The sequence below is a fragment of the Streptomyces hoynatensis genome (assembly GCF_003626535.1).
In the GTDB taxonomy this organism is placed as follows: Bacteria; Actinomycetota; Actinomycetes; order Streptomycetales; family Streptomycetaceae; genus Streptomyces; species Streptomyces hoynatensis.
This window is the reverse complement of the sequence record NZ_RBAL01000003.1, coordinates 449,404-467,453: the sequence shown is the minus strand read 5'-3', so window position 1 is coordinate 467,453 and position 18,050 is coordinate 449,404. Positions and strand designations below refer to the sequence as shown.

At 76.6% G+C, this 18,050-nt stretch carries 20 protein-coding genes; 12 read left to right on the top strand and 8 right to left on the bottom strand.

Features of this window, described 5'->3' with window-relative positions; genetic code table 11:
- Window positions 1-17: 17 nt before the first annotated feature.
- Entirely contained in the window at window positions 18-1,031 is a 1,014-nt protein-coding gene (locus tag D7294_RS07880; RefSeq protein WP_422070665.1) for a LacI family DNA-binding transcriptional regulator, read from the bottom strand.
- Between the two features lie 463 nt (window positions 1,032-1,494).
- Here D7294_RS07880 and D7294_RS07875 point away from each other — a divergent pair, with 463 nt between their 5' ends.
- Window positions 1,495-3,198, top strand: a complete 1,704-nt coding sequence (locus tag D7294_RS07875) for an RICIN domain-containing protein (protein WP_241562178.1) — start codon at window positions 1,495-1,497, stop codon at window positions 3,196-3,198.
- Window positions 3,199-3,332: 134 nt separating this feature from the next.
- On the opposite strand, the gene D7294_RS07870 is transcribed toward D7294_RS07875, so the two are convergent.
- A complete protein-coding gene (locus D7294_RS07870) occupies window positions 3,333-4,298 on the bottom strand; it encodes an RNA polymerase sigma-70 factor (protein WP_120676966.1) in 966 nt (321 codons plus the stop codon).
- Window positions 4,299-4,564: 266 nt separating this feature from the next.
- Between D7294_RS07870 and D7294_RS07865 the strand changes: the two genes are divergently transcribed.
- The 5 genes from D7294_RS07865 to D7294_RS07845 all read left to right on the top strand — a co-directional run bounded on the left by D7294_RS07865 (window position 4,565) and on the right by D7294_RS07845 (window position 9,081).
- Window positions 4,565-5,722, top strand: a complete 1,158-nt coding sequence (locus D7294_RS07865; protein ID WP_241562177.1) for an MFS transporter — start codon at window positions 4,565-4,567, stop codon at window positions 5,720-5,722.
- Between the two features lie 29 nt (window positions 5,723-5,751).
- Entirely contained in the window at window positions 5,752-6,399 is a 648-nt protein-coding gene (locus tag D7294_RS07860; RefSeq protein ID WP_120677153.1) for a helix-turn-helix domain-containing protein, read from the top strand.
- Window positions 6,392-7,810 (top strand): pyridoxal phosphate-dependent decarboxylase family protein, encoded by a 1,419-nt coding sequence (locus D7294_RS07855; protein WP_120676964.1) that lies wholly within the window; start codon window positions 6,392-6,394, stop codon window positions 7,808-7,810. Before D7294_RS07860 ends, D7294_RS07855 begins: the two co-directional genes overlap by 8 nt.
- Window positions 7,807-8,403, top strand: coding sequence for an HAD family hydrolase (locus D7294_RS07850; protein WP_120676962.1), 597 nt, complete (start codon window positions 7,807-7,809; stop codon window positions 8,401-8,403). Before D7294_RS07855 ends, D7294_RS07850 begins: the two co-directional genes overlap by 4 nt.
- 204 nt (window positions 8,404-8,607) lie before the next feature.
- Window positions 8,608-9,081, top strand: a complete 474-nt coding sequence (locus tag D7294_RS07845) for an SRPBCC family protein (RefSeq protein WP_120676960.1) — start codon at window positions 8,608-8,610, stop codon at window positions 9,079-9,081.
- An 81-nt stretch (window positions 9,082-9,162) separates the two neighbouring features.
- On the opposite strand, the gene D7294_RS07840 is transcribed toward D7294_RS07845, so the two are convergent.
- Window positions 9,163-9,999 (bottom strand): class I SAM-dependent methyltransferase, encoded by an 837-nt coding sequence (locus tag D7294_RS07840; protein WP_120676958.1) that lies wholly within the window; start codon window positions 9,997-9,999, stop codon window positions 9,163-9,165.
- A 70-nt stretch (window positions 10,000-10,069) separates the two neighbouring features.
- On the opposite strand from D7294_RS07840, the gene D7294_RS07835 reads away from it, so the two are divergent.
- From D7294_RS07835 to D7294_RS07825, 3 genes are all read left to right on the top strand, one after another.
- Window positions 10,070-10,660 (top strand): TetR/AcrR family transcriptional regulator, encoded by a 591-nt coding sequence (locus tag D7294_RS07835; protein ID WP_120676956.1) that lies wholly within the window; start codon window positions 10,070-10,072, stop codon window positions 10,658-10,660.
- A 51-nt stretch (window positions 10,661-10,711) separates the two neighbouring features.
- Window positions 10,712-11,104, top strand: coding sequence for a helix-turn-helix domain-containing protein (locus tag D7294_RS07830; RefSeq protein WP_206619477.1), 393 nt, complete (start codon window positions 10,712-10,714; stop codon window positions 11,102-11,104).
- Between the two features lie 106 nt (window positions 11,105-11,210).
- Entirely contained in the window at window positions 11,211-11,621 is a 411-nt protein-coding gene (locus D7294_RS07825) for a VOC family protein (protein WP_120676954.1), read from the top strand.
- 62 nt (window positions 11,622-11,683) lie between these two features.
- Here D7294_RS07825 and D7294_RS07820 read toward each other — a convergent pair whose 3' ends face one another.
- Window positions 11,684-11,929, bottom strand: a complete 246-nt coding sequence (locus tag D7294_RS07820; protein ID WP_120676952.1) for a hypothetical protein — start codon at window positions 11,927-11,929, stop codon at window positions 11,684-11,686.
- Between the two features lie 372 nt (window positions 11,930-12,301).
- Between D7294_RS07820 and D7294_RS07815 the strand changes: the two genes are divergently transcribed.
- Complete coding sequence (locus D7294_RS07815; RefSeq protein ID WP_120676950.1) at window positions 12,302-13,657, top strand: MFS transporter; 1,356 nt, start codon at window positions 12,302-12,304, stop codon at window positions 13,655-13,657.
- A 138-nt stretch (window positions 13,658-13,795) separates the two neighbouring features.
- Entirely contained in the window at window positions 13,796-14,515 is a 720-nt protein-coding gene (locus tag D7294_RS07810; RefSeq protein WP_120676948.1) for an MFS transporter, read from the top strand.
- Window positions 14,516-14,548: 33 nt separating this feature from the next.
- Here the strand turns inward: D7294_RS07810 and D7294_RS07805 are convergent, their stop codons facing one another.
- From D7294_RS07805 to D7294_RS07790, 4 genes are all read right to left on the bottom strand, one after another.
- The gene (locus D7294_RS07805; RefSeq protein WP_241562176.1) at window positions 14,549-14,875 is read right to left on the bottom strand and encodes a hypothetical protein; all 327 of its coding nucleotides are present in this window, start codon (window positions 14,873-14,875) and stop codon (window positions 14,549-14,551) included.
- A gap of 110 nt (window positions 14,876-14,985) precedes the next feature.
- The gene (gene tpg, locus D7294_RS07800; RefSeq protein WP_120676944.1) at window positions 14,986-15,552 is read right to left on the bottom strand and encodes a telomere-protecting terminal protein Tpg; all 567 of its coding nucleotides are present in this window, start codon (window positions 15,550-15,552) and stop codon (window positions 14,986-14,988) included.
- Window positions 15,553-15,708: 156 nt separating this feature from the next.
- Window positions 15,709-16,119, bottom strand: coding sequence for a RidA family protein (locus D7294_RS07795; protein ID WP_120676942.1), 411 nt, complete (start codon window positions 16,117-16,119; stop codon window positions 15,709-15,711).
- Window positions 16,120-16,187: 68 nt separating this feature from the next.
- Window positions 16,188-16,538 (bottom strand): Orn/Lys/Arg family decarboxylase, encoded by a 351-nt coding sequence (locus D7294_RS07790; protein WP_120676940.1) that lies wholly within the window; start codon window positions 16,536-16,538, stop codon window positions 16,188-16,190.
- Window positions 16,539-16,743: 205 nt separating this feature from the next.
- On the opposite strand from D7294_RS07790, the gene D7294_RS07785 reads away from it, so the two are divergent.
- Entirely contained in the window at window positions 16,744-18,048 is a 1,305-nt protein-coding gene (locus D7294_RS07785; protein WP_120676938.1) for an MFS transporter, read from the top strand.
- The last annotated feature ends 2 nt before the right edge of the window (window positions 18,049-18,050 follow it).

Below are 18,050 nucleotides of genomic sequence, written 5' to 3'. Positions count from 1 at the left end.
CCGCTGCGGCGGGCGGCTCAGGCCGGCGGGGCGGCCGGTCCTGTGCTCTCCCGGACGGTCAGCCGGGGGGTGGCCAGGGCGTGCGGGCCGACGGGGGCGCCCCCTTCGATGAGGCCGTGCAGGCGGCCGAAGCAGACGCGGCCCACCTCGTGGAAGTCCTGCCTGACGGTGGTCAGGGCGGGGGCGAGGTAGGCGGCGTGCGGGGCGTCGTCGAAGCCGACGACGCTCACGTCCTCCGGGACGCGGCGGCCCGCCTCGTGCAGGGCGCGGAGCAGGCCGAGCGCCAGGTCGTCGTTCCCGCACAGCACGGCCGTCACGCCGGGGTCCGCGGCCAGGCGGCGGCCCGCCGCGTAGCCCTCGGCGGGGGTCCAGCCCGCCGCCACGGGCTCGGGGACGGCGGCCGAGGCGCGGGTGAGCGCCTCCCGCCATCCGGCCGCGCGCTGGGATCCGCCCCGGCTGCGGGTGGTGGAGGGGATCGCCAGGTAGTGCACGGTGCGGTGGCCCAGGCCCAGGAGGTGTTCCGTGGCCTCCCGGGCGGCCCTCCGGTCGTCGGTCCACACCCAGGGGCTGGCGGCGGGGGGCGCCGCGGCGGGGGTCTCCACCGCGGCGACGAGCGGCAGCCCGGCGGGGGCCTGTTCCAGCGCGCGCAGGCCCGGCTCGTCGTAGGCGATGACGATCAGCCCGCCGCCGGCGTCCGTCGCGCGGTCCAGTGCGTCGCGCACGGCGCGGGGCTCCTCCGACTCCACCACGCAGATGCCGACCGCGTAGGACGCCGCCCGCGCGGCCTCCTCGACGCCGCGCAGGAGGGCGGCGCGGCCGTAGTGCGTGGTGTTCGCGGTCAGCACGGTGACCGACCTGGTCCGGCCGCTGGCCAGGGCGTGTGCGGCGACGCTGCGCCGGAAGCCGAGTTCCGCGATGACGGCCTCCACCCGGGCCCGGGTGGCGGGCCGCACGCGGGGATGGCCGTTGATGACGCGCGAGACGGTCTGGTGGGACACCCCGGCCGCGTTCGCGACGTCCCGGATGCTCACCGACCGCGGGGCACCCGGCCCCCTTGGGTGACCTGCCACAGGCATGCCCAGGATGGTGACCGGTCACATGCGGGCCGTCAAGCGGGCGGCAGGCGCGGCCGGGAGGGCGGATTTCCGCGGTTACGGGCGCGGATGCCCCAGGCCGCCCGCACCGGGGCGCCGGGGTTGCCCCGCGCCCTCGTGCCAGGGAGCGGCGTGCCCCGACTCGGCCGGGCGGCCGGGCACTTGGGGTGCGCCCGCGCCGCTCGGCCGCCCCGGAGGGCCGTCAACGCCGCGCGGCGCCTTGCCCGTTGGGCGTTCCGCCGGGCCGCGGGACGCCGCCACAACGGCCGGGAACGTTCCCCTTCGCGGCGTGCGGGAGTGCTTGACGGCCCCTGCGTGACCGGTCACAATTCCCCACCGGCAGCGGTGTGACCGGTCACACGGCGCCCGGAAAATGTCAGGTTCATGATCGGAGGCACGCATGAGCCCACCCCTCCCCCCGCTCGCTCCGCGGCTCCGGCGCCCGGCGGCCGGCCGGCTCCTCACCGCCGCGCTCGCCCTCTTCGCCATGTTCGCCCTCGTCCCCGGCCCGCCGCCGGCCGCCGCGGCGGCGATGCGGCTGGTGGACGCCAACTCCGGCCGCTGTCTCGACGTCTCGGGCAACACGGACGCCCTGGGCACGGCGTTGGCGATCTGGGACTGCAACGGGCAGGCCAACCAGCAGTTCGAGTTCACCGCCTCGGGCGAGCTGAGGACGATGAACGGAACCCGCTGCGTCGACGCGGACGACAACCAGACCGCGCCCGGCACCAAGGTCCTGATCTGGACCTGCAACGGCGGCGCCAACCAGCAGTGGCGGCAGAACGCCGACGGCTCCGTCACGGGCACCCAGTCCGGCCTGTGCCTGGACGTGGACCACGCCGGCACGGCCAACGGCACCCCGGTCATCCTGTGGACCTGCAACGGGCAGGCGAACCAGCGCTGGACGGCGCCCACCGCGGGCTCCGGCACCCTGGTCGTCGACGCGGGCTCCGCGATCCGGCCGGTGTCCCGGGTGGGCAACGGCACGCTCTACGGGCTGGCCGACGCGGACACCCCGCCGGTGTCGGTGATGCGGCCGCTGGGCCTGAACACCCTCCGGCAGCCTCCGCCCGGCCACGAGCACCGCCCCAACGGCTCCCCCGTGCCCATCGGGGACACCCTGGTGATCGCCCCGAACGCCATGGCGATCGGCGCGGACATCACGGTCGACATGGCCGACACCTTCGACGGCTTCCCCTACTGGTGGGAGGGCTGGGACGACTGGCTCTCGCGCGTCGACCGGATGATCGCCGACGTCCGGGCCAGGCCCGACATCACCGACATCACCGCCTGGGAGATCTGGAACGAGCCGGACTGGACGTGGCCGAGCTCGGCGGGCGGGTTCTTCGACGGCTGGGCCAGGACCCATCAGCGCATCCGGCAGAGCGACCCGGTCACGGACATCATGGGCCCGAGCTACTCCTTCTTCGACGTCAACCGGATGCGCGACTTCCTCACCGCGGCCAAGGCGTCGGGCACCGTGCCCGACGTGATCTCGTGGCACGAGCTGTCGGGCTGGCAGCGCGTCGGCGGCGACGTCCGCGCCTACCGGCAGCTGGAGCGCGAACTCGGCATCGGGCCGCTGCCGATCTCCATCAACGAGTACGCCATGACGAGCGAGATCGACGTGCCCAGCAGCGTGAACCACTACATCGCCCAGTTCGAGCGGGAGGGCGTGCGCGATGCGGAACGCGCCTTCTGGTACGAGGCCGGGACGCTGAACGGCCTGCTGCACAACGGCCGGCCGACCGCCTCGTACTGGATGTACGCGTGGTACGCCGGGCAGACGGGAGACATCGTCAGGGTCACCCCGACCGCCTCCAACGACGGCGTGGCCGCCTGGGACTCGTCGCGGCGCGAGCTCGACCTGGTCTTCGCCGGGCAGCAGGGCGACGGCACCGTGCGCGTGGACGGCATCGGCGCCCTGGGCTCCTCGGTGCGGGCCACCCTGGAGTACGTCCCCGGCAGCGGGCGCAACACCGAGGTCTCCGGGCCCACGGTCCTGTCCTCGGCCACCCACCCGGTCGACGGCGGCAGCGTCTCCGTGCCCATTCCCGGCCAGGACCCGCTCGGGGCCTACCACCTCACCCTGACCGCGGGCTGATCCGCGGGACCCGCCAGGCCGCCGGCCCCGTTCCCCCTCTCCCGGGCGCGGGCCGGCGGCCGAACCGCCCTGCGGCGCGCGGCGGTTCCGCGCCGGCACGCCGCGCTGCCGCGGGGCGGGGGCGAGGCGCAGGTTCAGCGGCTCACGGCGGTCTCCCGCGCCACGCGGGAGAGCTTCTGCGGATTGCGCACGTGGTAGAGGCCGGCGACGCGGCCGTTGGCGACCCGCACCGCGAGGACGCCGTCGATCTCCCCGTCGAGCCGGACCAGCAGCCCGGGGCCGCCGTTGACCTCGACCGGCTCGACCGTCCTCGCGGCCGCGCGCCGGTACCAGCCGGAGGCGAGCAGGCGGGCCACCTTGTCGGCGCCGAGGATGGGGCGCGGAATGGTGCGCCTGACCCCGCCGCCGTCGCTCAGGGCGACGACGTCGGGCGCGAGGAGGTCGAGCAGGGTCTGCAGGTCGCCGGTCTCGACCGCCCGCTGGAAGGCCCGCAGTACGGCCCTGGTCTCGGCCGGGGAGACGAGGCCGCGCGGCCGGCGGGCCGCCACGTGGGCCCGGGCCCGGTGGGCGATCTGCCGCACCGTGGCGGGCGTCCTGCCGACGGCCCCGGCGATCTCCTCGTAGTCCAGGTCGAAGACCTCGCGCAGCACGAACACCGCCCGTTCGGTCGGTCCCAGGGTCTCCAGCACCAGCAGCATCGCCATCGACACGCTCTCGGCCAGCTCGACGTCCTCCGCCACGTCCGGCGCGGTCAGCAGCGGCTCCGGCAGCCAGGGGCCGACGTAGGACTCCCGGCGCCGGCCGAGCGCGCGCAGCCGGTCCAGCGCCTGGCGGGTGACGATCCGCACCAGGTAGGCGCGTTCGTCCCGCACGGCGGCGCGGTCGACGTTCGCCCAGCGCAGCCAGCTCTCCTGCAGGACGTCCTCGGCGTCGGTGGCCGAGCCGAGCATCTCGTAGGCGACGGTGAACAGCAGGTTGCGGTGGGCGAGGAACGCCTCGGTGGCCGGGTCCGCGCGGCCCGTGCCCGCGGGCGGCCCCTGCCGCTGCTCCGCTCTCCGCGTTCCCCCGGTGGTCCCGGCTTCCTCGTCGCGCTCGCTCATGCCCGGCTCCCGCCCGTTCGCTCTCGGTTCCGCCACGGGCACAAGACGCCGGTCCCCGCCGCCGTGTGACAGGCGCCCGCGGTGGCCCTCGTCACACGGCCGCGCTGTCACGCGGGCCGCCGCGCCGGCGTCTGGTGTGCGTCGGGACGCCGCGAGGACGCGGCGCCGCGGGCCGGCCGGTTCCGTCGCATGTCGGGCGGCCGTCCCGCCGTACCGGTCAAGGGGCCTCGCCCGCCCATGGAACACCTTCAGGAAGGGCACGGAAGATGAGCAGAGAAGCGTTCGCCGGAGCGGGGGCAACGGGCGGGCCGGGAGGCCGCACCGGCCCCGGCGCGCCCACGGATGCGCCGGAAGGGGCCCCGCCGCCGAACCCGCGCCGCTGGTGGGGGCTGGTGGTCATCGCCCTCGCCCAGCTGATCGTGGTGCTCGACGAGCGCGACTGGGGCGACGCCCGGGTGCTGGCCCTGCTGATCGGCGGCGTGCTGATCCTCGGGATCTTCGGCCTGTGGCAGGCCCGCGCCAGGACGCCGCTGCTGCCGCTGCGGATCGTGCGGGACCGGCAGCGGGCCGGCGCCTACCTGACGATGGGCCTGGTGACCATCGCCATGTTCGGCGTCTTCCTGTTCCTGACCTACTACCTCCAGGGCATCAGGGGCTGGTCGCCGCTGAAGACGGGGGTGGCCTACCTGCCGCTGACCGCCTGCATGATCATCGGCTCCACGCAGATCTCGGCGCGGCTGCTGCACAGGGTGCCGGCCCGGGCGCTGATCGTGCCGGGTCTGACGCTGGCCACCGGCGGCCTGGCCTTCCTGGCCTCCATCGACGTGGACTCCACCTACGCGGGCCGCGTCCTGCCCGGCATCTGCCTGATGGGCCTGGGCCTGGGCACCACCTTCATGGCCGCCATCTCCACCGGCACGGGGCGCGTCGCCCCGCACGAGCAGGGGGCGGCCTCGGCGACCCTCAACACCATGCAGCAGGTGGGAGGTTCGGTCGGCACCGCGCTGCGCGTCCGGGGCGACCACGGACTGGCTGACGGAGCACCGGGTCAACCCGGCCGAGCACACGCCGCAGGCGATGGCGGCGCTGGCGCAGGCGACGGTGCACGGCTACTCCGTGGCCACCTGGGTCTCCGCGGGCATCATGCTGCTGGCCGCGGTGGCCGCCGGAATCCTCGTCAACGCCAAGGCGCCGGGCCGGCAGGCCGGCGCGGCGGCGGCCGGCCCGGCGGGCGGCGACCGCGGGGCCAGGGCCGTGCAGACCCCGATCCACGCGGGCTGAGCCCGCGGCGGCTCCCGGCCGGAGTGCTGCCGGGCCCGGCCCCGGCGCCACCCCGGCCCGGGGCCGGGCCACGGGCCCCCGGTCCGGGCCGCGGCCCGGGGCCGGACGGGCTGTCCGGGGCCGCCCCGGGGCAGTTCCCCTAAAGCGGATGGCCGTCGCTATAGTGGACGGCATGAGCGACGACATTGGCGGCAGCGACGGCAACGCCCTGTCCAGCGGGCTGTCCATGGCCGAGCTGGGGGCGAGGATTCGCGCCGAGCGGCAGGCCCGCGGCTGGGCCCTGGAGCGGCTGGCCGAGGCGAGCGGGGTCAGCAGGAGCATGGTCTCCGAGGTGGAACGCGGCACCAAGACGCCGAGCGTGCTGGTCCTGGACGGGCTGGCGACCGCCCTGGGCACCTCCATCGCCAGGCTCCTGGACGATCCGGTGCGCCCGGAGGTCGTCGTCCTGCCCGGCGACAGGCAGCGCGTGGTGCGCGACCCCGCCGGGTGGGAGCGGCGCATCCTCTCCCCCGCCCTGCCGGACGTGGAGTTCGAGTTCATGCGCACGACCCTCGGCCCCGGCGTCGACGCGGGCGAGTTCGCGCCGCACGCCCCGGGCTCCCACGAGTACGTGGCGGTGGAGCAGGGGAGTCTGCGGCTGACGGTCGACGGGGTGCCCCACCGCCTGGCCGCCGGTGACGCCGCCTATTTCCCCGGCAACCGCCGGCACGCCTTCGCCAACGACTCAGCGGGCGCCTGCGTGTACTACCTGGCGATGGCGCTGGGCCGGGCCGCCGGGGCGCACGGGCGTCCGCCGCACGCCGGAGGACACGGTGAGTGAGCTGCGGGAGGCGGGCCCGGCCGCCGCGGACCTGGCCGCGGGGCACCTGTCCTCCGTGGCCGCGGGGCCGGTGTGGCGGCCGGTGGCCGACGCGGACCGCTCCTGGCTCACCGGCCAGCCGCTGCCCGCGGCGGGGCGCCCCCTGGCGGAGCTGCTGGAGGACGTGCGGGAGCGGGTCCTGCCGTATCCCATGGGCAACGGGCACCCCCGGTTCTTCGGCTGGGTCAACTCCCCGCCCTCGCCCGCCGGGGTGCTGGTCGCCCCGCTGGCCGCGGCGCTGAATCCCAGCTGCGCCGGCGGGGAGCACGCCGGGGTCCTGCTGGAGCGCACCGCGGTGCGGTGGCTGGCGGAACTGGTCGGCTTCCCGCACCGGCCCGGCGCGGGACTGCTGACCAGCGGCGCCTCCATGGCCACCGTCATCGCCCTGGCCACGGCCAGGCAGCGGGCCCTGCGCGCCCAGGGCCACGACGTGCGCGAGACCGGCCTGTACGGGCACGGCCCGCTGGCGCTCTACCTCTCCGCCGAGGGCCACAGCTGCCTGCGCAAGGCCGCCGAGCTGCTGGGCCTGGGCACCCGGCACCTGCGCACCGTCCCGGTGGACGCCGCCTTCCGCATGGACACCGGCGCCCTGCGCCGCCTGATCGCGGCGGACCTGGCGGCCGGGGTGCGGCCCTTCCTCGTCGCCGCGAGCGCGGGAACGGTGAACACCGGGGCCGTCGACCCCCTGGCGGAGATCGCCGGCATCGCCGCGGAACACGGCCTGTGGTTCCACGTCGACGGGGCCTACGGCGCCCTCGGCGTGCTCGGCGAGGGCGCCGGGCCGCGCTATGCCGGGCTGGAGCGGGCCGACTCCCTCGCCCTCGACCCGCACAAGTGGCTGGGCGTTCCGGTCGACGCCGGCTGCGTCCTCTTCCGTGACCCGGCCGGGCCGCGCGACGCGTTCAGCCTGGTGCCGCCCTACCTGCGCGACGACGCGGCGGACGCGCTGGGCTGGTTCTCCGAGTACGGGCCGGAGCAGACCCGCCCGTTCCGCGCGCTGCGCGTGTGGGCCACCCTCTCCCACCTCGGGCGCGAGGGCGTCACCCGCCTCGTGCGCCACACCTCACGGCTGGCGCGCACCCTGGCCGGAATGGTCGAGGACGCGGGCGACTTCGAGTTGCTCGCCCCGGCCGTCACCTCCGTCGTCGCCTTCCGCCACCTGCCCGCCGGGCGCGCCCCCGGCGCCGCCGACGCGCTCAACGAGGCCATCCCCGCCGCCGTGCAACGCCGCGGGCGCGCGTTCCTCACCGGCACCCGGCTCTCCGGCACGGCGGCGCTGCGGGCCTGCGTCCTCCACCCGGAGACCACCGAGGCGGACCTCGGCGTCCTGCTGGACGAGATCCGCGCCGCGGCACGGGAGTTCGGCGCATGAGCGCCCGCCACCTCGTCCTCGACCTGGGCGGCGTCCTGTTCCGCTTCGACCACGCCCGGCGCCTGGACCGGCTGGCCGCCGAACTCGCGCTGCCCCGGGAGCGGGTGGATGCGCTGCTGTGGAAGTCAGGCTTCAGCGCGGACTGCGACACCGGCCGGTACGCGGACGCGGCGCAGGTGCGTGCCCGCATCCGGGAACTCACCGGCTTCGCGGGCGGCGACGAGCGCCTGGACGCCGCCTGGTGCAGCGCCTTCCGCCCCGACCCGCGGGTCTACGAGATCCTTCAACCGCACCGGGGCTCGCGGCCGTTCGCGCTGTTCACCAACAACGGCCCGCTGGAGGAGGAGGCGTTGCCGCGCCGGTACCCGGCCGCGTTCGAGGGCTTCGGGCAGCTGCTGTTCAGCCACCGCCTCGGCCGGCGCAAGCCGGACCCGGCGGCCTTCGGCGCGGCGCTGCGGCGGCTGGGGGCGGAGCCGGGCGAGGTGCTGTTCCTCGACGACAGCGCCGCCAACGTCGACGCGGCCCGCCGCCTGGGCTGGACGGCGTTCCGCTTCCGGGGTCCTGACGACCTCGCGCGGGCGCTGCGGTCCTGAGCCGGTCCCCGGCTCAGGCGCGGCGGACCGGGCGCGCGGCCCACCGGGCGCGGGCCGCGACGGTGCCGGGAAACCGTGCGCCGCGCCCTTGGGACGCGGGCCGCCAGGCCGGTCCCCGGGGCGGAGGGGGGTGCCCGTCCGGTTCGCGCAACGCGTCCGGTTCGTTCAAGCCCCGGGCGGCGGCGGGGGGCTACGGTCGCCCGCATGAACGCCCAACCCGGCGCATCGCGCCACCTCAGCGTCCACGTCGACCGGCCGGCCGGCGCCGTCTACGCCTACGCCTCCGACCCCGCCCACCTGCCCGCCTGGGCCCACGGCCTGGGCACCACCATCCGGCGGGTGGCGGGCCGGTGGGTCGCGGACTCCTCCCCGATGGGACGGGTGGAGGTCGCCTTCACGCCCCGCAACGAGCTGGGCGTGCTGGACCACGACGTCACGCTGCCCTCGGGGGAGACCGTCTTCAACCCGGTCCGGGTGATCCCCGACGGCGCCGGAAGCGAGGTGGTGTTCACGCTTCGCCGGCGGCCGGGGATGAGCGAGGCCGAGTTCCGGCGCGACGCCGGCATGGTCGCCGCCGACCTGGCGCGGCTGAAGGAGCGGGTGGAGTCGGCCGCGGCGGCGGGTTCCGCGGCGCCCTCCCGCCCGGGGGGCGGGGGCGGCGGGCCGTCGGGGCGGTGAGCCGCGCCGGCGGGCCCGTCCCCCCACGGGCGGGCGGCCACAGTTCGCGCCCCCGCCGGTCACCGGCGGGGGCGCGGCGGCTCATGCCCCCTGCCGCCGGGGCGGCTCCCCGGTGCGGATCGCGGTCAGGCCCCAGGTGGCGTACGGCAGCGTGATCGTGCCGCCCAGCTCGTCCAGCGCCGCGCTCAGGTCGGCCAGCACCTCCGCCACCTTGTCCGGTGGCAGGCTGCTGAGGCCGCCCGAGGTCGGCACCATGTCCAGCAACTCGTCGCGGGTGTAGGAGCGTTCCCAGTCGTGGCGCCACAGCTCGGGCTCGCCGAACCCGCCGGCCTCGCGGATGCCGTCCGCCGCCTTGGCGTACAGCCCGCGGTACGCGTCGAGGATCGAGCCCTGCGCCCGGTCGTGGCCGAGCGGCGAGTCGGGGGCCACCCGCCGGTACGCCGCGGCGAGGGCCTCGGCCACGGCGGGCGGCAGCTCGTACACGTGCCCGAAGGGGGCCAGCACGCCTCCCGGCCGCAGGACGCGCGCGGCCTTGGCCGCGCCCGCGACCGGGTCCACCCAGTGCCAGGCCGTTCCGGCGACGACCGCGTCGAAGGCGCGCCCGGCCGGGTCCCAGTCCTCGAAGGTCGCGACCTCGACCTCGATGCCGGTGCCCCGGGCGAAGCCGGCCATCCGCGCGTCCGGCTCCACGCCGAGCACCGCGCGCCCCGCGTCCCGGAACTGCCGGGCGACGATGCCGGTGCCGCAGCCGACGTCGAGGAGGCCGGGGCCCGGGCTCGCGGCCACGATGCGCTCGATAACGGCCCCGGGATACGGGGGGCGGGTGCGGTCGTAGCGTTCGGGGTCGACCCCGAACGACTCCGCCATCCGACGGTGCTGGTGCGGCTCGGGCCGGGGCCCCGGCGATATAGTGACCATGCGCCCACTCTAGTGGGCGCACGCCCACTAGAGCAAAACGGCAGTCGCCGCCGAAAGGAAGGGATGCACGGTGCCGACCGGGGTGGCGCTGCGCGATCCGCGTCAGCAGCTGTTCGAGGCAGCGGAGCGGGTGCTGGTCCGGGAGGGGGCCACGGGGCTCACCAGCCGCGCGGTCACCGCCGAGGCGGGCGTCGCCAAGGGGGTGCTGCACCGGCACTTCGCCGACTTCGACGCCTTCCTCACCGAGCTGGTGCTCGACCGGATCGCCGGGGTGAAGTCCCAGGCCGCCGCCCTGCGGGAGGCGGCGGGCACCGGCACCGTCGACGGCAACCTCGCCGGCGCGCTGACGGACCTGTTCGACCCGGTGATGGTGGCGATCGTGGCCCTCGTCGTCGGCCGGGACGAGGTGCGCAACCGGCTGCGCGCGGCGGGGACCGCCCGTTTCCCGCTCGTCGGCGAGGGCACGGCCGCCGTCGCGGGCTATCTGCGGGCCGAGCGCGACCTCGGAAGGATCGCGCCCGGCGCGGACGTCGACGCGCTCGCGCCCACCGTGATCGGGGCGGCTCATCTGCTGTTCACCGAGTGGCGGGGCAGCCCGCCCGAGCCCGGGGCGGTGCGCCGGGTCGTCACCACGGCGCTGGCCGGTGCCCTACGGTGGTGACCGGGGCTCGCGGCGGGGCGCGAGCGCCGTGGCCGCGAGGGGAGGGCAGGGGTGAGCCGCGCCGCCGAGGAGAGCAACCGCCGCATGCTGCGGGCCCGGGACGCGATGGACCGCGAGTACGCGCGTCCGCTGGACGTTCCGGCCCTGGCCCGGATCGCGCACGTGTCCCAGGCGCACTTCACGCGGACCTTCCGGGCCACCTTCGGCGAGACGCCGCACCGCTATCTGCAGCGCCGCCGGGTGGAGCGGGCGATGTTCCTGCTGCGGGAGACCGGCCGGAGCGTGACGGACATCTGCTTCGAGGTGGGCTTCGGCAGCCCGGGCACCTTCAGCCGCACGTTCCGTGACATCGTCGGCAGGTCGCCGCGGGCCTACCGCAGGGAGGCGGTGGCCGCGAGGGTGCCGACCTGCTTCACCATGGCGTGGAGCCGCCCGGGTTCCTGAGCCCGCCGGCGTTCCCGAGTCCGCCGCCGGGCGCGCCGATCGCCGCCCGCCGAACCGAGCAGTTTTGGATAAGTTTCCGACGGCCCCGGTCGGTAGCGCGACGCGCATGTTCAACGGCATCACGCATTCACAGATATTCGTTCTCGACCAGGACGAGGCCCTCGACTTCTACGTCGGCAAGCTCGGCCTGGAGGTCGCCGCGGACGTCGACATGGGCTTCATGCGCTGGCTGACCGTCAGCGTTCCCGGTCACCCCGAGCGGCAGATCCTGCTGGAGAAGCCGGGCCCGCCCTCCATGTCGGAGGAAACGGCGGCGCAGGTACGCGAGTTGGTCACCAAGGGCGCGACGGGCGGGTGGCTCATCCTGACCACGGACGACTGCCGCAAGACGTACGAGAGGCTCCGGGACCTGGGCGTGGAGTTCACCGAGGAGCCCACCGAGCGGCCGTACGGGATCGACTGCGGCCTGCGCGACCCCTTCGGCAACCGCCTCCGCTTCAGCCAGCTGACCTCCTGAGGCTCCCGGCGGGCCGCCTCGCGCGGCGCGCCGGGGCCCCGCCGCCCGCTCCTCCGGGCGCCTCAGGCGGCCCGCGCCAGGCTCCGGGCGGCCTCGCTCCGCCGCACGTGGCGGCGCAGCTCGGCCCAGCCCGCGGCCGACCGGCAGCCGGCCCAGTGGGGGTGGAAGGCGATCCGGCAGGACAGGTGCAGCAGCCGGCGGCGCAGCACCGCGTACTCCCCGGGCCCGCAGCCGGCGAGCTGCCGGTAGGCGCGGTTCCAGGCGTGCTGATCGCGGACGAGGTCCTCGGGGAAGCCAGGGTTCACCATGCCAGATATTCAATCACTTGTTCGAATACCTGGGCGGGAGCCACGCCCGGCCGCGAGCCGGGGCGGGTCAGGACTCCGGACCCGAGGGCTCGGGGCCCCCGCCGCCGCGGCGATCCGCTCCAGGGCCACGGCGTGCCGCCGGAACGCCTCCCGGGCCCGGCACCGCCGGGTCCCCGCCCACGGGTAGGATCGCCCGCAACAGCTTCTGAACTTCCCCTCCGCCCGGCGCCGGGGGCGGCGGCGGGGGCGCGTGCCCCGTCCCACCGCAGTCCTGGACGTCCTCTGGCGGGCTGCGGGCCGCACCTTTCCCCCTCACTCAGGCGCCGGCGGCCCCGGGCGGCCCACCCCGCCGGGCGGCGACCAAGGACACCCATGCCCCGCGTCGCCACCGGCTACCGTTCCCTGCTGCGCACCCCGGACGCCGCCGCCTTCTTCCTCGCCGCCGCCCTCGGCCGCGTCGGCATCGCCATGACCGGCCTCGGCCTGCTCTGGCTGCTGCACGCCCGCACCGGCTCCTACGGCACCGCGGGCCTGGCCGCCGCGGGCTTCTCCCTCGCCGAGGCCCTGATCGGACCCCAACTGGCCCGGCTCGTCGACCGGTTCGGCCAGAGCCGCGTCCTGCCGTACTGCCTGCCCGCCCACGGCGCCGCCCTTGCCTGCGTGCTCGCCGCCCCCGGCCCCGCCGTCGCGATCACCGCGGCCGGCTGCGCCGGAGCGGCGGTTCCCCAGCTCGGCGCCCTCTCGGCGGCCCGCTGGGCCCGGCTGCTGCGCGGGACGCGGGACGGCGAGTTGCCCACCGCGTTCTCCCTGGAGTCCCTGGCCAACGCCACCGCCTTCCTGCTGGGGCCGGTCCTGGTCACCTCGATCGGCGCCGCGGGGCACCCGGCCTGGGCAAGCGGCATCGCCGCGGCCCTGGTCCTCGGCGGGGGAGGCGCCCTGGCCGCCCAGACCCACACCGCGCCGCCGCCGGCCGGAAAGCCCACCGCCCGCGCCCGCTCCGGGCGGAGCCCGCGGCGGCCCCGCCTCCGCCCCGGTGCCCTCCCCGCCCTGCTCCTCGGGCTGCTGAACCTGGCCGTCGGGCTGTACTTCGGCACCATGGCCGTCTGCGTGAGCTCCTTCGCCATCGCCCACGGGGCCGCGGGCGCGGCGGCGCCGATCACCGCGGCCGCCGGCGCCGGCGGGCTCCTCTCCGGCTGGCTCTACGGGCTGCGGCGGCACCCCGCCCCGGCACGCCGCCAACTCGTCGTCGCCACCGCCTGCCTGACGGGCCCGGCGCTGCTGCTCCCCCTCGCGCCGTCCGTGGCCTGGCTCGGCGTGGCCGTGCCGCTCACGGAGGCGGCGGTGCCGCCCACGCTGGTCCTGCTGAACGTCCTCACGGAAAGGGCCGTCCGCCCGGCCGTCCTCACCCAGGCACTCACCTGGAACAACTCCGCAAGCGCCGCCGGTTCGGCGCTCGCGGCCTCCCTCGCCGGGCACACCGCCGACGCCTGGGGCCCCTCCGCCGCCCTCGCGCAGGCCCCGGCGGCCGGGCTGCTGCTCCTTCTCCTCGCCCTCGCCCTCTCGCGGGTCCTCGCGCCGCGCACGGCGGGCACACCGTCGCCGCCGGGACCGCACGCGGAGACCACGGCCGGCAGGCCGCGTCCCGGCGCGGGAGGCCCGAGCGGCCCCGGCGGCAGGGGGAAGCCGAACGCCGCCTTCCGGGCGGGCAGTTCGCACCCACCGCGCTGACCGGCGCGCCGGATGCCGCGCCCGCGTCTCCTCCCCGGTCCCCGGCCGGCCGGGGCCGCACGCCCGGCGCCAGGGTGACCCTGACAGGTGCACCCTCGCCGATTGCCCCGCCCGCGCCGCCGGCCGCAGCCTGAGGTGGTGACCGCCGAACGACTCGTCCCCGTCTCCGCACCCGTCTCCGCACCCGCCGCCGGCCCGGCCGCGCGATGGACCCTGTTCGCCGCCTCCTTCGGCTTCCTGATGGTCAGCCTCGACGCCACGATCGTGAACGTCGCGCTGCCCACGCTGGGCGGGGAACTCGGGGCGGGTCTCTCCCAGCTCCAGTGGATCGTGGACGGCTACGCCCTGACCTTCGCCGCGATGCAGCCGGCCGGCGGCTCGCTCAGCGACCGGCTCGGCGCGCGGTCCGCCTTCACGCTGGGCCTCGGCCTGTTCGTCCTGGCCTCCCTGGCCTGCGGGCTGGCGCCCTCGCCCGCGCTGCTGATCGCCGCCAGGTTCGTCCAGGGCGCCGGCGCGGCCGTGCAGTTGCCGGCCTCCCTGGCGATGATCCGGCACGCCTACCCCGACGGCGCCGCCCGCAACCGGGCCGTGGGCGTGTGGGCGGCCGCAGGCGGCGGCGCGGTGGTCCCCGCCATGTCGAGCGCGGTGCTCGAGGCGGTGGAGCCGGCGTACGCCGGGGTGGCGTCCGCGGAGCTGAACACGGCACGCCAGGTGGGCGGCGCCGTGGGGGTCGCCCTCTTCGGCACCCTGATCGCCGGAGGCTTCGTGCCCGGCCTGCGGCTTTCCCTGCTGATCGGCGCCGCGGCGCTGCTCTGCGGCTGCGCGGTGGCGGCCCGCTGGGTGCGGGTGCGCGGCTGAGGCGGGGGCGGGCGCCGGCCGCCGCCCCCCGGGTCACTCCGGGGCGACGCGCCGGCGCATCGGCGGCCGGAACAGGATCTCGACGTACACGATGCGCTCGTCGACCACGTCCAGGATCAGCATCCCTTCCGCGGGCGAGAGCGAGACGTTGCGGTGGCCGGAGCCGTACGGCTGCCCCCGGGGTTGGTCCGACGTGCGGATGCTCTGGCAGAAGTCGTCGCGGCAGCCGCACTCCCCCACCAGCCGCAGGTCGTGGACGCTCGCGGCCAGTTCGGGCTCTCCCTCCGCTTCCAGCAGGAAGATCAGCTCGGCGGCCGGCTCGGGGAAGACCTCGCGCACTCGCGGCAAGTCCCGTGCCATCCCGGCATGGTAGCCGCAACGGGTACGTCCCGCCCGGAGACGGGATCCGGGGGGCCGCGGTGGACCGGAGGATGCCGTGCCCCGCGCCGCCGGGGCGCCCCGGCGAGCCCTCAGGCGCCGCCTCCCAGGTCGAGGTCGAGGTAGTCGATGTCGGTGATCTCGACATCCAGCCCCTGGGCGCGGCGGCCGTGGTCGCGGAAGTAGGAGAAGCCCAGGCCCTCGCCCAGGATGCGCCGCAGTTCGCCCTCCTCGGCCCCGCCCTGGTAGGCGGCGAGCAGGTGCCCGGAGGCCGCGGGTTCCAGCAATTCGGTGACGCGTCGCAGCCGCGGGTCGTCCGTGGAGCCGGGGGCCGCCGTGAAGCCGAACCGCGCCCTGGTCTCCACCGTGATGCCCAGCCGGGCGGCCCGGCGGATCGCGCGGGCGCGCAGGCCCGGCTGCCAGCTGCGGCGGGCCTCCCGTTCCAGCGCCGCGGCCACGCGGGGGCCCGGGCGACGGATCTGCCCCGTCAGGTAGCGCTGCACGGTCCGGCGGGAGACCCCGAGCCGCCGGGCAACGGCCCCGGTGTCGCCGCGCTCGGCGCGCAGCAGCACCCGCACCCTGGCCTGGGCCGAGCGCGGCAACGGCCGGGTCTGCGTGGCCTGCAGCGCCTCCTCGATGCCGTCCTGGATCTCCCCCATCGCCCACTTCCTTCCCACGTGCCCGGGGGCGGCCGCCGCGCGGTCGGCGCCCGGCCGGCCGGGCCGGGCGATGCGGGCGCGCCCGCCCCGCCGACCGCCCGGCGCCTCACTGTAGTGGGCCGGGCGGGCTCGCCGCCCAGGAGGCGGGCTCGCCGTTCAGGAGTCGAGGACGGCGGCGACGGCCTCCAGCTCCACCAGCTGGTTCTCGTAGCCGAGGACGGTGACTCCCATCAGGGTGCTGGGAACGTCGTGTGCGCCGAAGGCGTCCCGCACCACCTTCCAGGCGGTGCCCAGGTCCTCCTGCCGGGAGGAGGCGACGAGAACCCGGGTGCTGACGACGTCCTGGAGCGAGGCCCCCGAGGCGGCCAGGGCGATCCGCAGGTTCTCGACGCACTTCGCCGCCTGGCCGGCGAAGTCCCCGACGGCCGCGGTGGTTCCGTCCAGGTTCAGCGGGCAGGCCCCGGCCAGGAAGATCAGCCGCGCCCCGGCGGGTGCCGTGGCCGCGTAGGCGTACTCGGCCACGTCCGACAGGTCCGAGGAGCGGATCAGGGTGACGGCGCGCGTCATGGGCGTTGCCTGCCTTTCCCTTCGCAGATGAGTGGGCAACGCCATGCTGCCGCGAACCGCTGCGGGTCTCACGCCGTTTTCTCCCCGGGGGCCGGCCGCAGGCACTCGATGAGGTGGTCGCCCATGTCCGGGGCGACACGCACGCCGTGGGTCTCGCTGCCGAAGCCGGGGAAGCGCCGGTCGCGCTCCTCCAGCGCGCTCAGGTAGCGCAGCAGCGGGCCGCCGGGGCCGCCGGCGTGCTCGCCCGGCATGAGGACCGGAATCCCGGGCGGCGTCACGGTGATCACGGCGGCGGCCGAACGCGCCACGGTGACCGCCGCGCGCCGCGGGGGTGCCCGGGCAAACCCGGTTGACGTTCCGGTGCGCCTGCGGTTACAACGATGGAACCCCGCGGCCCCGCCGATCTTCGGCGACCCCATGGCCCGCAGCGCCCCGCCCCCGGGGCGGGCGGCGGGAGCGGCAGTCGGTGGGCCCAAGGGCCTCGTCCAGAAGCGGAGGTCGCCTCGTGCGAACCAGTCGCGGCCGGCGGCGCGAAGGCCACGCCCGGGCCGCGGCGGCCCCACGGGCCGGCGCCTCGGCCCCGGCGGAGGGGCGGGCGGCGGCGCACGCCGCGCCCGGCGCGCCGTGAGGCGGGCCCGGGTCCGCGAGAAGGCCGCCTGGGCGATACCGGCGGCGCTGGCCGTCGACGCCCTGGGCACCGGCCTCTATCTCCCGCTGTCCATGGTCTACTTCCTCGCCGTCACCGATCTGACGGAGGCCGGGGTCGGCACGCTGCTGACGGCCGCGACCGCCTGCTCGCTGCTGGTGCCGCTGCCCGCCGGCCGGCTCGCGGACCGGTTCGGGCCGCGGCCGGTGGTGATCGCGGGCCAGTTGCTGCAGGCCGCCGGGTTCTTCCTGTACCTGGGCGTGTCCTCTCCCCTCTCGCTGTTCCTCGCGGCGCTGGTCGAGGCGGTGGGGCTGCGGACGTACTGGTCGACGATCTTCACGTTGATCGCCGAGCAGGCGGAGGGGGCGGACACGGACCAGTGGTTCGCGCGCGCCGGCATGATCCGGGCGGCCGGCACCGGTGCCGGCACGGTGCTCGCCGGCCTGCTGCTCGCGCTCGCCTCGGAGCGGGCCTACCGCGGGATGGTGCTGGCGGACGCGCTCTCCTTCGTCGCCGCCGCGTCGGCCGTCGCCCTCCTGGTGCCGAGGGCGCGGCCGGCGGGCGGCGGGCCGCGGGGGACATCTCCCGCCGGGGTGCGGCAGTTGCTGGGCAACCGGCCGTATCTGACGCTGATCGGCGTGAACGTCCTGTTCAACATCTGCACGGTCTTCCTCGCCGTCGCGGTCCCGGTCTACGTCACCCGCGGGCTGCGCGCGCCGGGCTGGGCGGTCGGCATCTTCCTCACGATCACCACGGTCGTCGTCGCCACGTGCACGGCCGAGGTCACCCGGCGGGCCAGGCGGCGGACCTCCCGGGGCGGCGCGATGGCCTGGGGCGGCCGGCTGTGGGCGGCCTGGTGCGCGGCCGCCGCGCTGGCCGTGCTGCTGCCGCGGGGACCGCTGCTGATCGGCTACCTGACGCTCGCGATGCTGCTGTGGGCGGCGGCGGAGATGACGCACGGCCCGGCCTCGAACGCGCTCGCCGCCCAGGCGGCGCCGGAGGGGATGCAGGGCACCTATCTGGCGGCGTTCCAGTATGCGTTCGCGACGGCGGACATGGTGACGCCCGCCCTCTTCGGCGTCCTGTACGGGGTGGACCGGGTGCTGCCCTGGGCGGCGGTGGGCGGCCTGGCACTGACGGCGAGCCTGGCGATCCGGCCCCTGGAGCGGCGCCTGACGGGCGGCCCGCCGGCGGGCGGCGGGGAGGCGGGCCGGTCCCCGAAGCGGCCGAAGGGCGACGGGAGCCGGGAGGCGCTCGGCCGACCGGGCGCGGGAGGCTCCTGAGA

Bases quoted from the DNA above. Each gene is read 5' to 3' on its own strand.
- D7294_RS07875 (WP_241562178.1), top strand. From the start codon at position 1,495: ATGAGCCCACCCCTCCCCCCGCTCGCTCCGCGGCTCCGGCGCCCGGCG.
- D7294_RS07870 (WP_120676966.1), bottom strand. From the start codon at position 4,298: ATGAGCGAGCGCGACGAGGAAGCCGGGACCACCGGGGGAACGCGGAGA.
- D7294_RS07865 (WP_241562177.1), top strand. From the start codon at position 4,565: ATGAGCAGAGAAGCGTTCGCCGGAGCGGGGGCAACGGGCGGGCCGGGA.
- D7294_RS07860 (WP_120677153.1), top strand. From the start codon at position 5,752: ATGAGCGACGACATTGGCGGCAGCGACGGCAACGCCCTGTCCAGCGGG.
- D7294_RS07850 (WP_120676962.1), top strand. From the start codon at position 7,807: ATGAGCGCCCGCCACCTCGTCCTCGACCTGGGCGGCGTCCTGTTCCGC.
- D7294_RS07845 (WP_120676960.1), top strand. From the start codon at position 8,608: ATGAACGCCCAACCCGGCGCATCGCGCCACCTCAGCGTCCACGTCGAC.
- D7294_RS07840 (WP_120676958.1), bottom strand. From the start codon at position 9,999: ATGGTCACTATATCGCCGGGGCCCCGGCCCGAGCCGCACCAGCACCGT.
- D7294_RS07825 (WP_120676954.1), top strand. From the start codon at position 11,211: ATGTTCAACGGCATCACGCATTCACAGATATTCGTTCTCGACCAGGAC.
- D7294_RS07820 (WP_120676952.1), bottom strand. From the start codon at position 11,929: ATGGTGAACCCTGGCTTCCCCGAGGACCTCGTCCGCGATCAGCACGCC.
- D7294_RS07815 (WP_120676950.1), top strand. From the start codon at position 12,302: ATGCCCCGCGTCGCCACCGGCTACCGTTCCCTGCTGCGCACCCCGGAC.
- D7294_RS07805 (WP_241562176.1), bottom strand. From the start codon at position 14,875: ATGGCACGGGACTTGCCGCGAGTGCGCGAGGTCTTCCCCGAGCCGGCC.
- tpg (WP_120676944.1), bottom strand. From the start codon at position 15,552: ATGGGGGAGATCCAGGACGGCATCGAGGAGGCGCTGCAGGCCACGCAG.
- D7294_RS07795 (WP_120676942.1), bottom strand. From the start codon at position 16,119: ATGACGCGCGCCGTCACCCTGATCCGCTCCTCGGACCTGTCGGACGTG.
- D7294_RS07790 (WP_120676940.1), bottom strand. From the start codon at position 16,538: ATGGGGTCGCCGAAGATCGGCGGGGCCGCGGGGTTCCATCGTTGTAAC.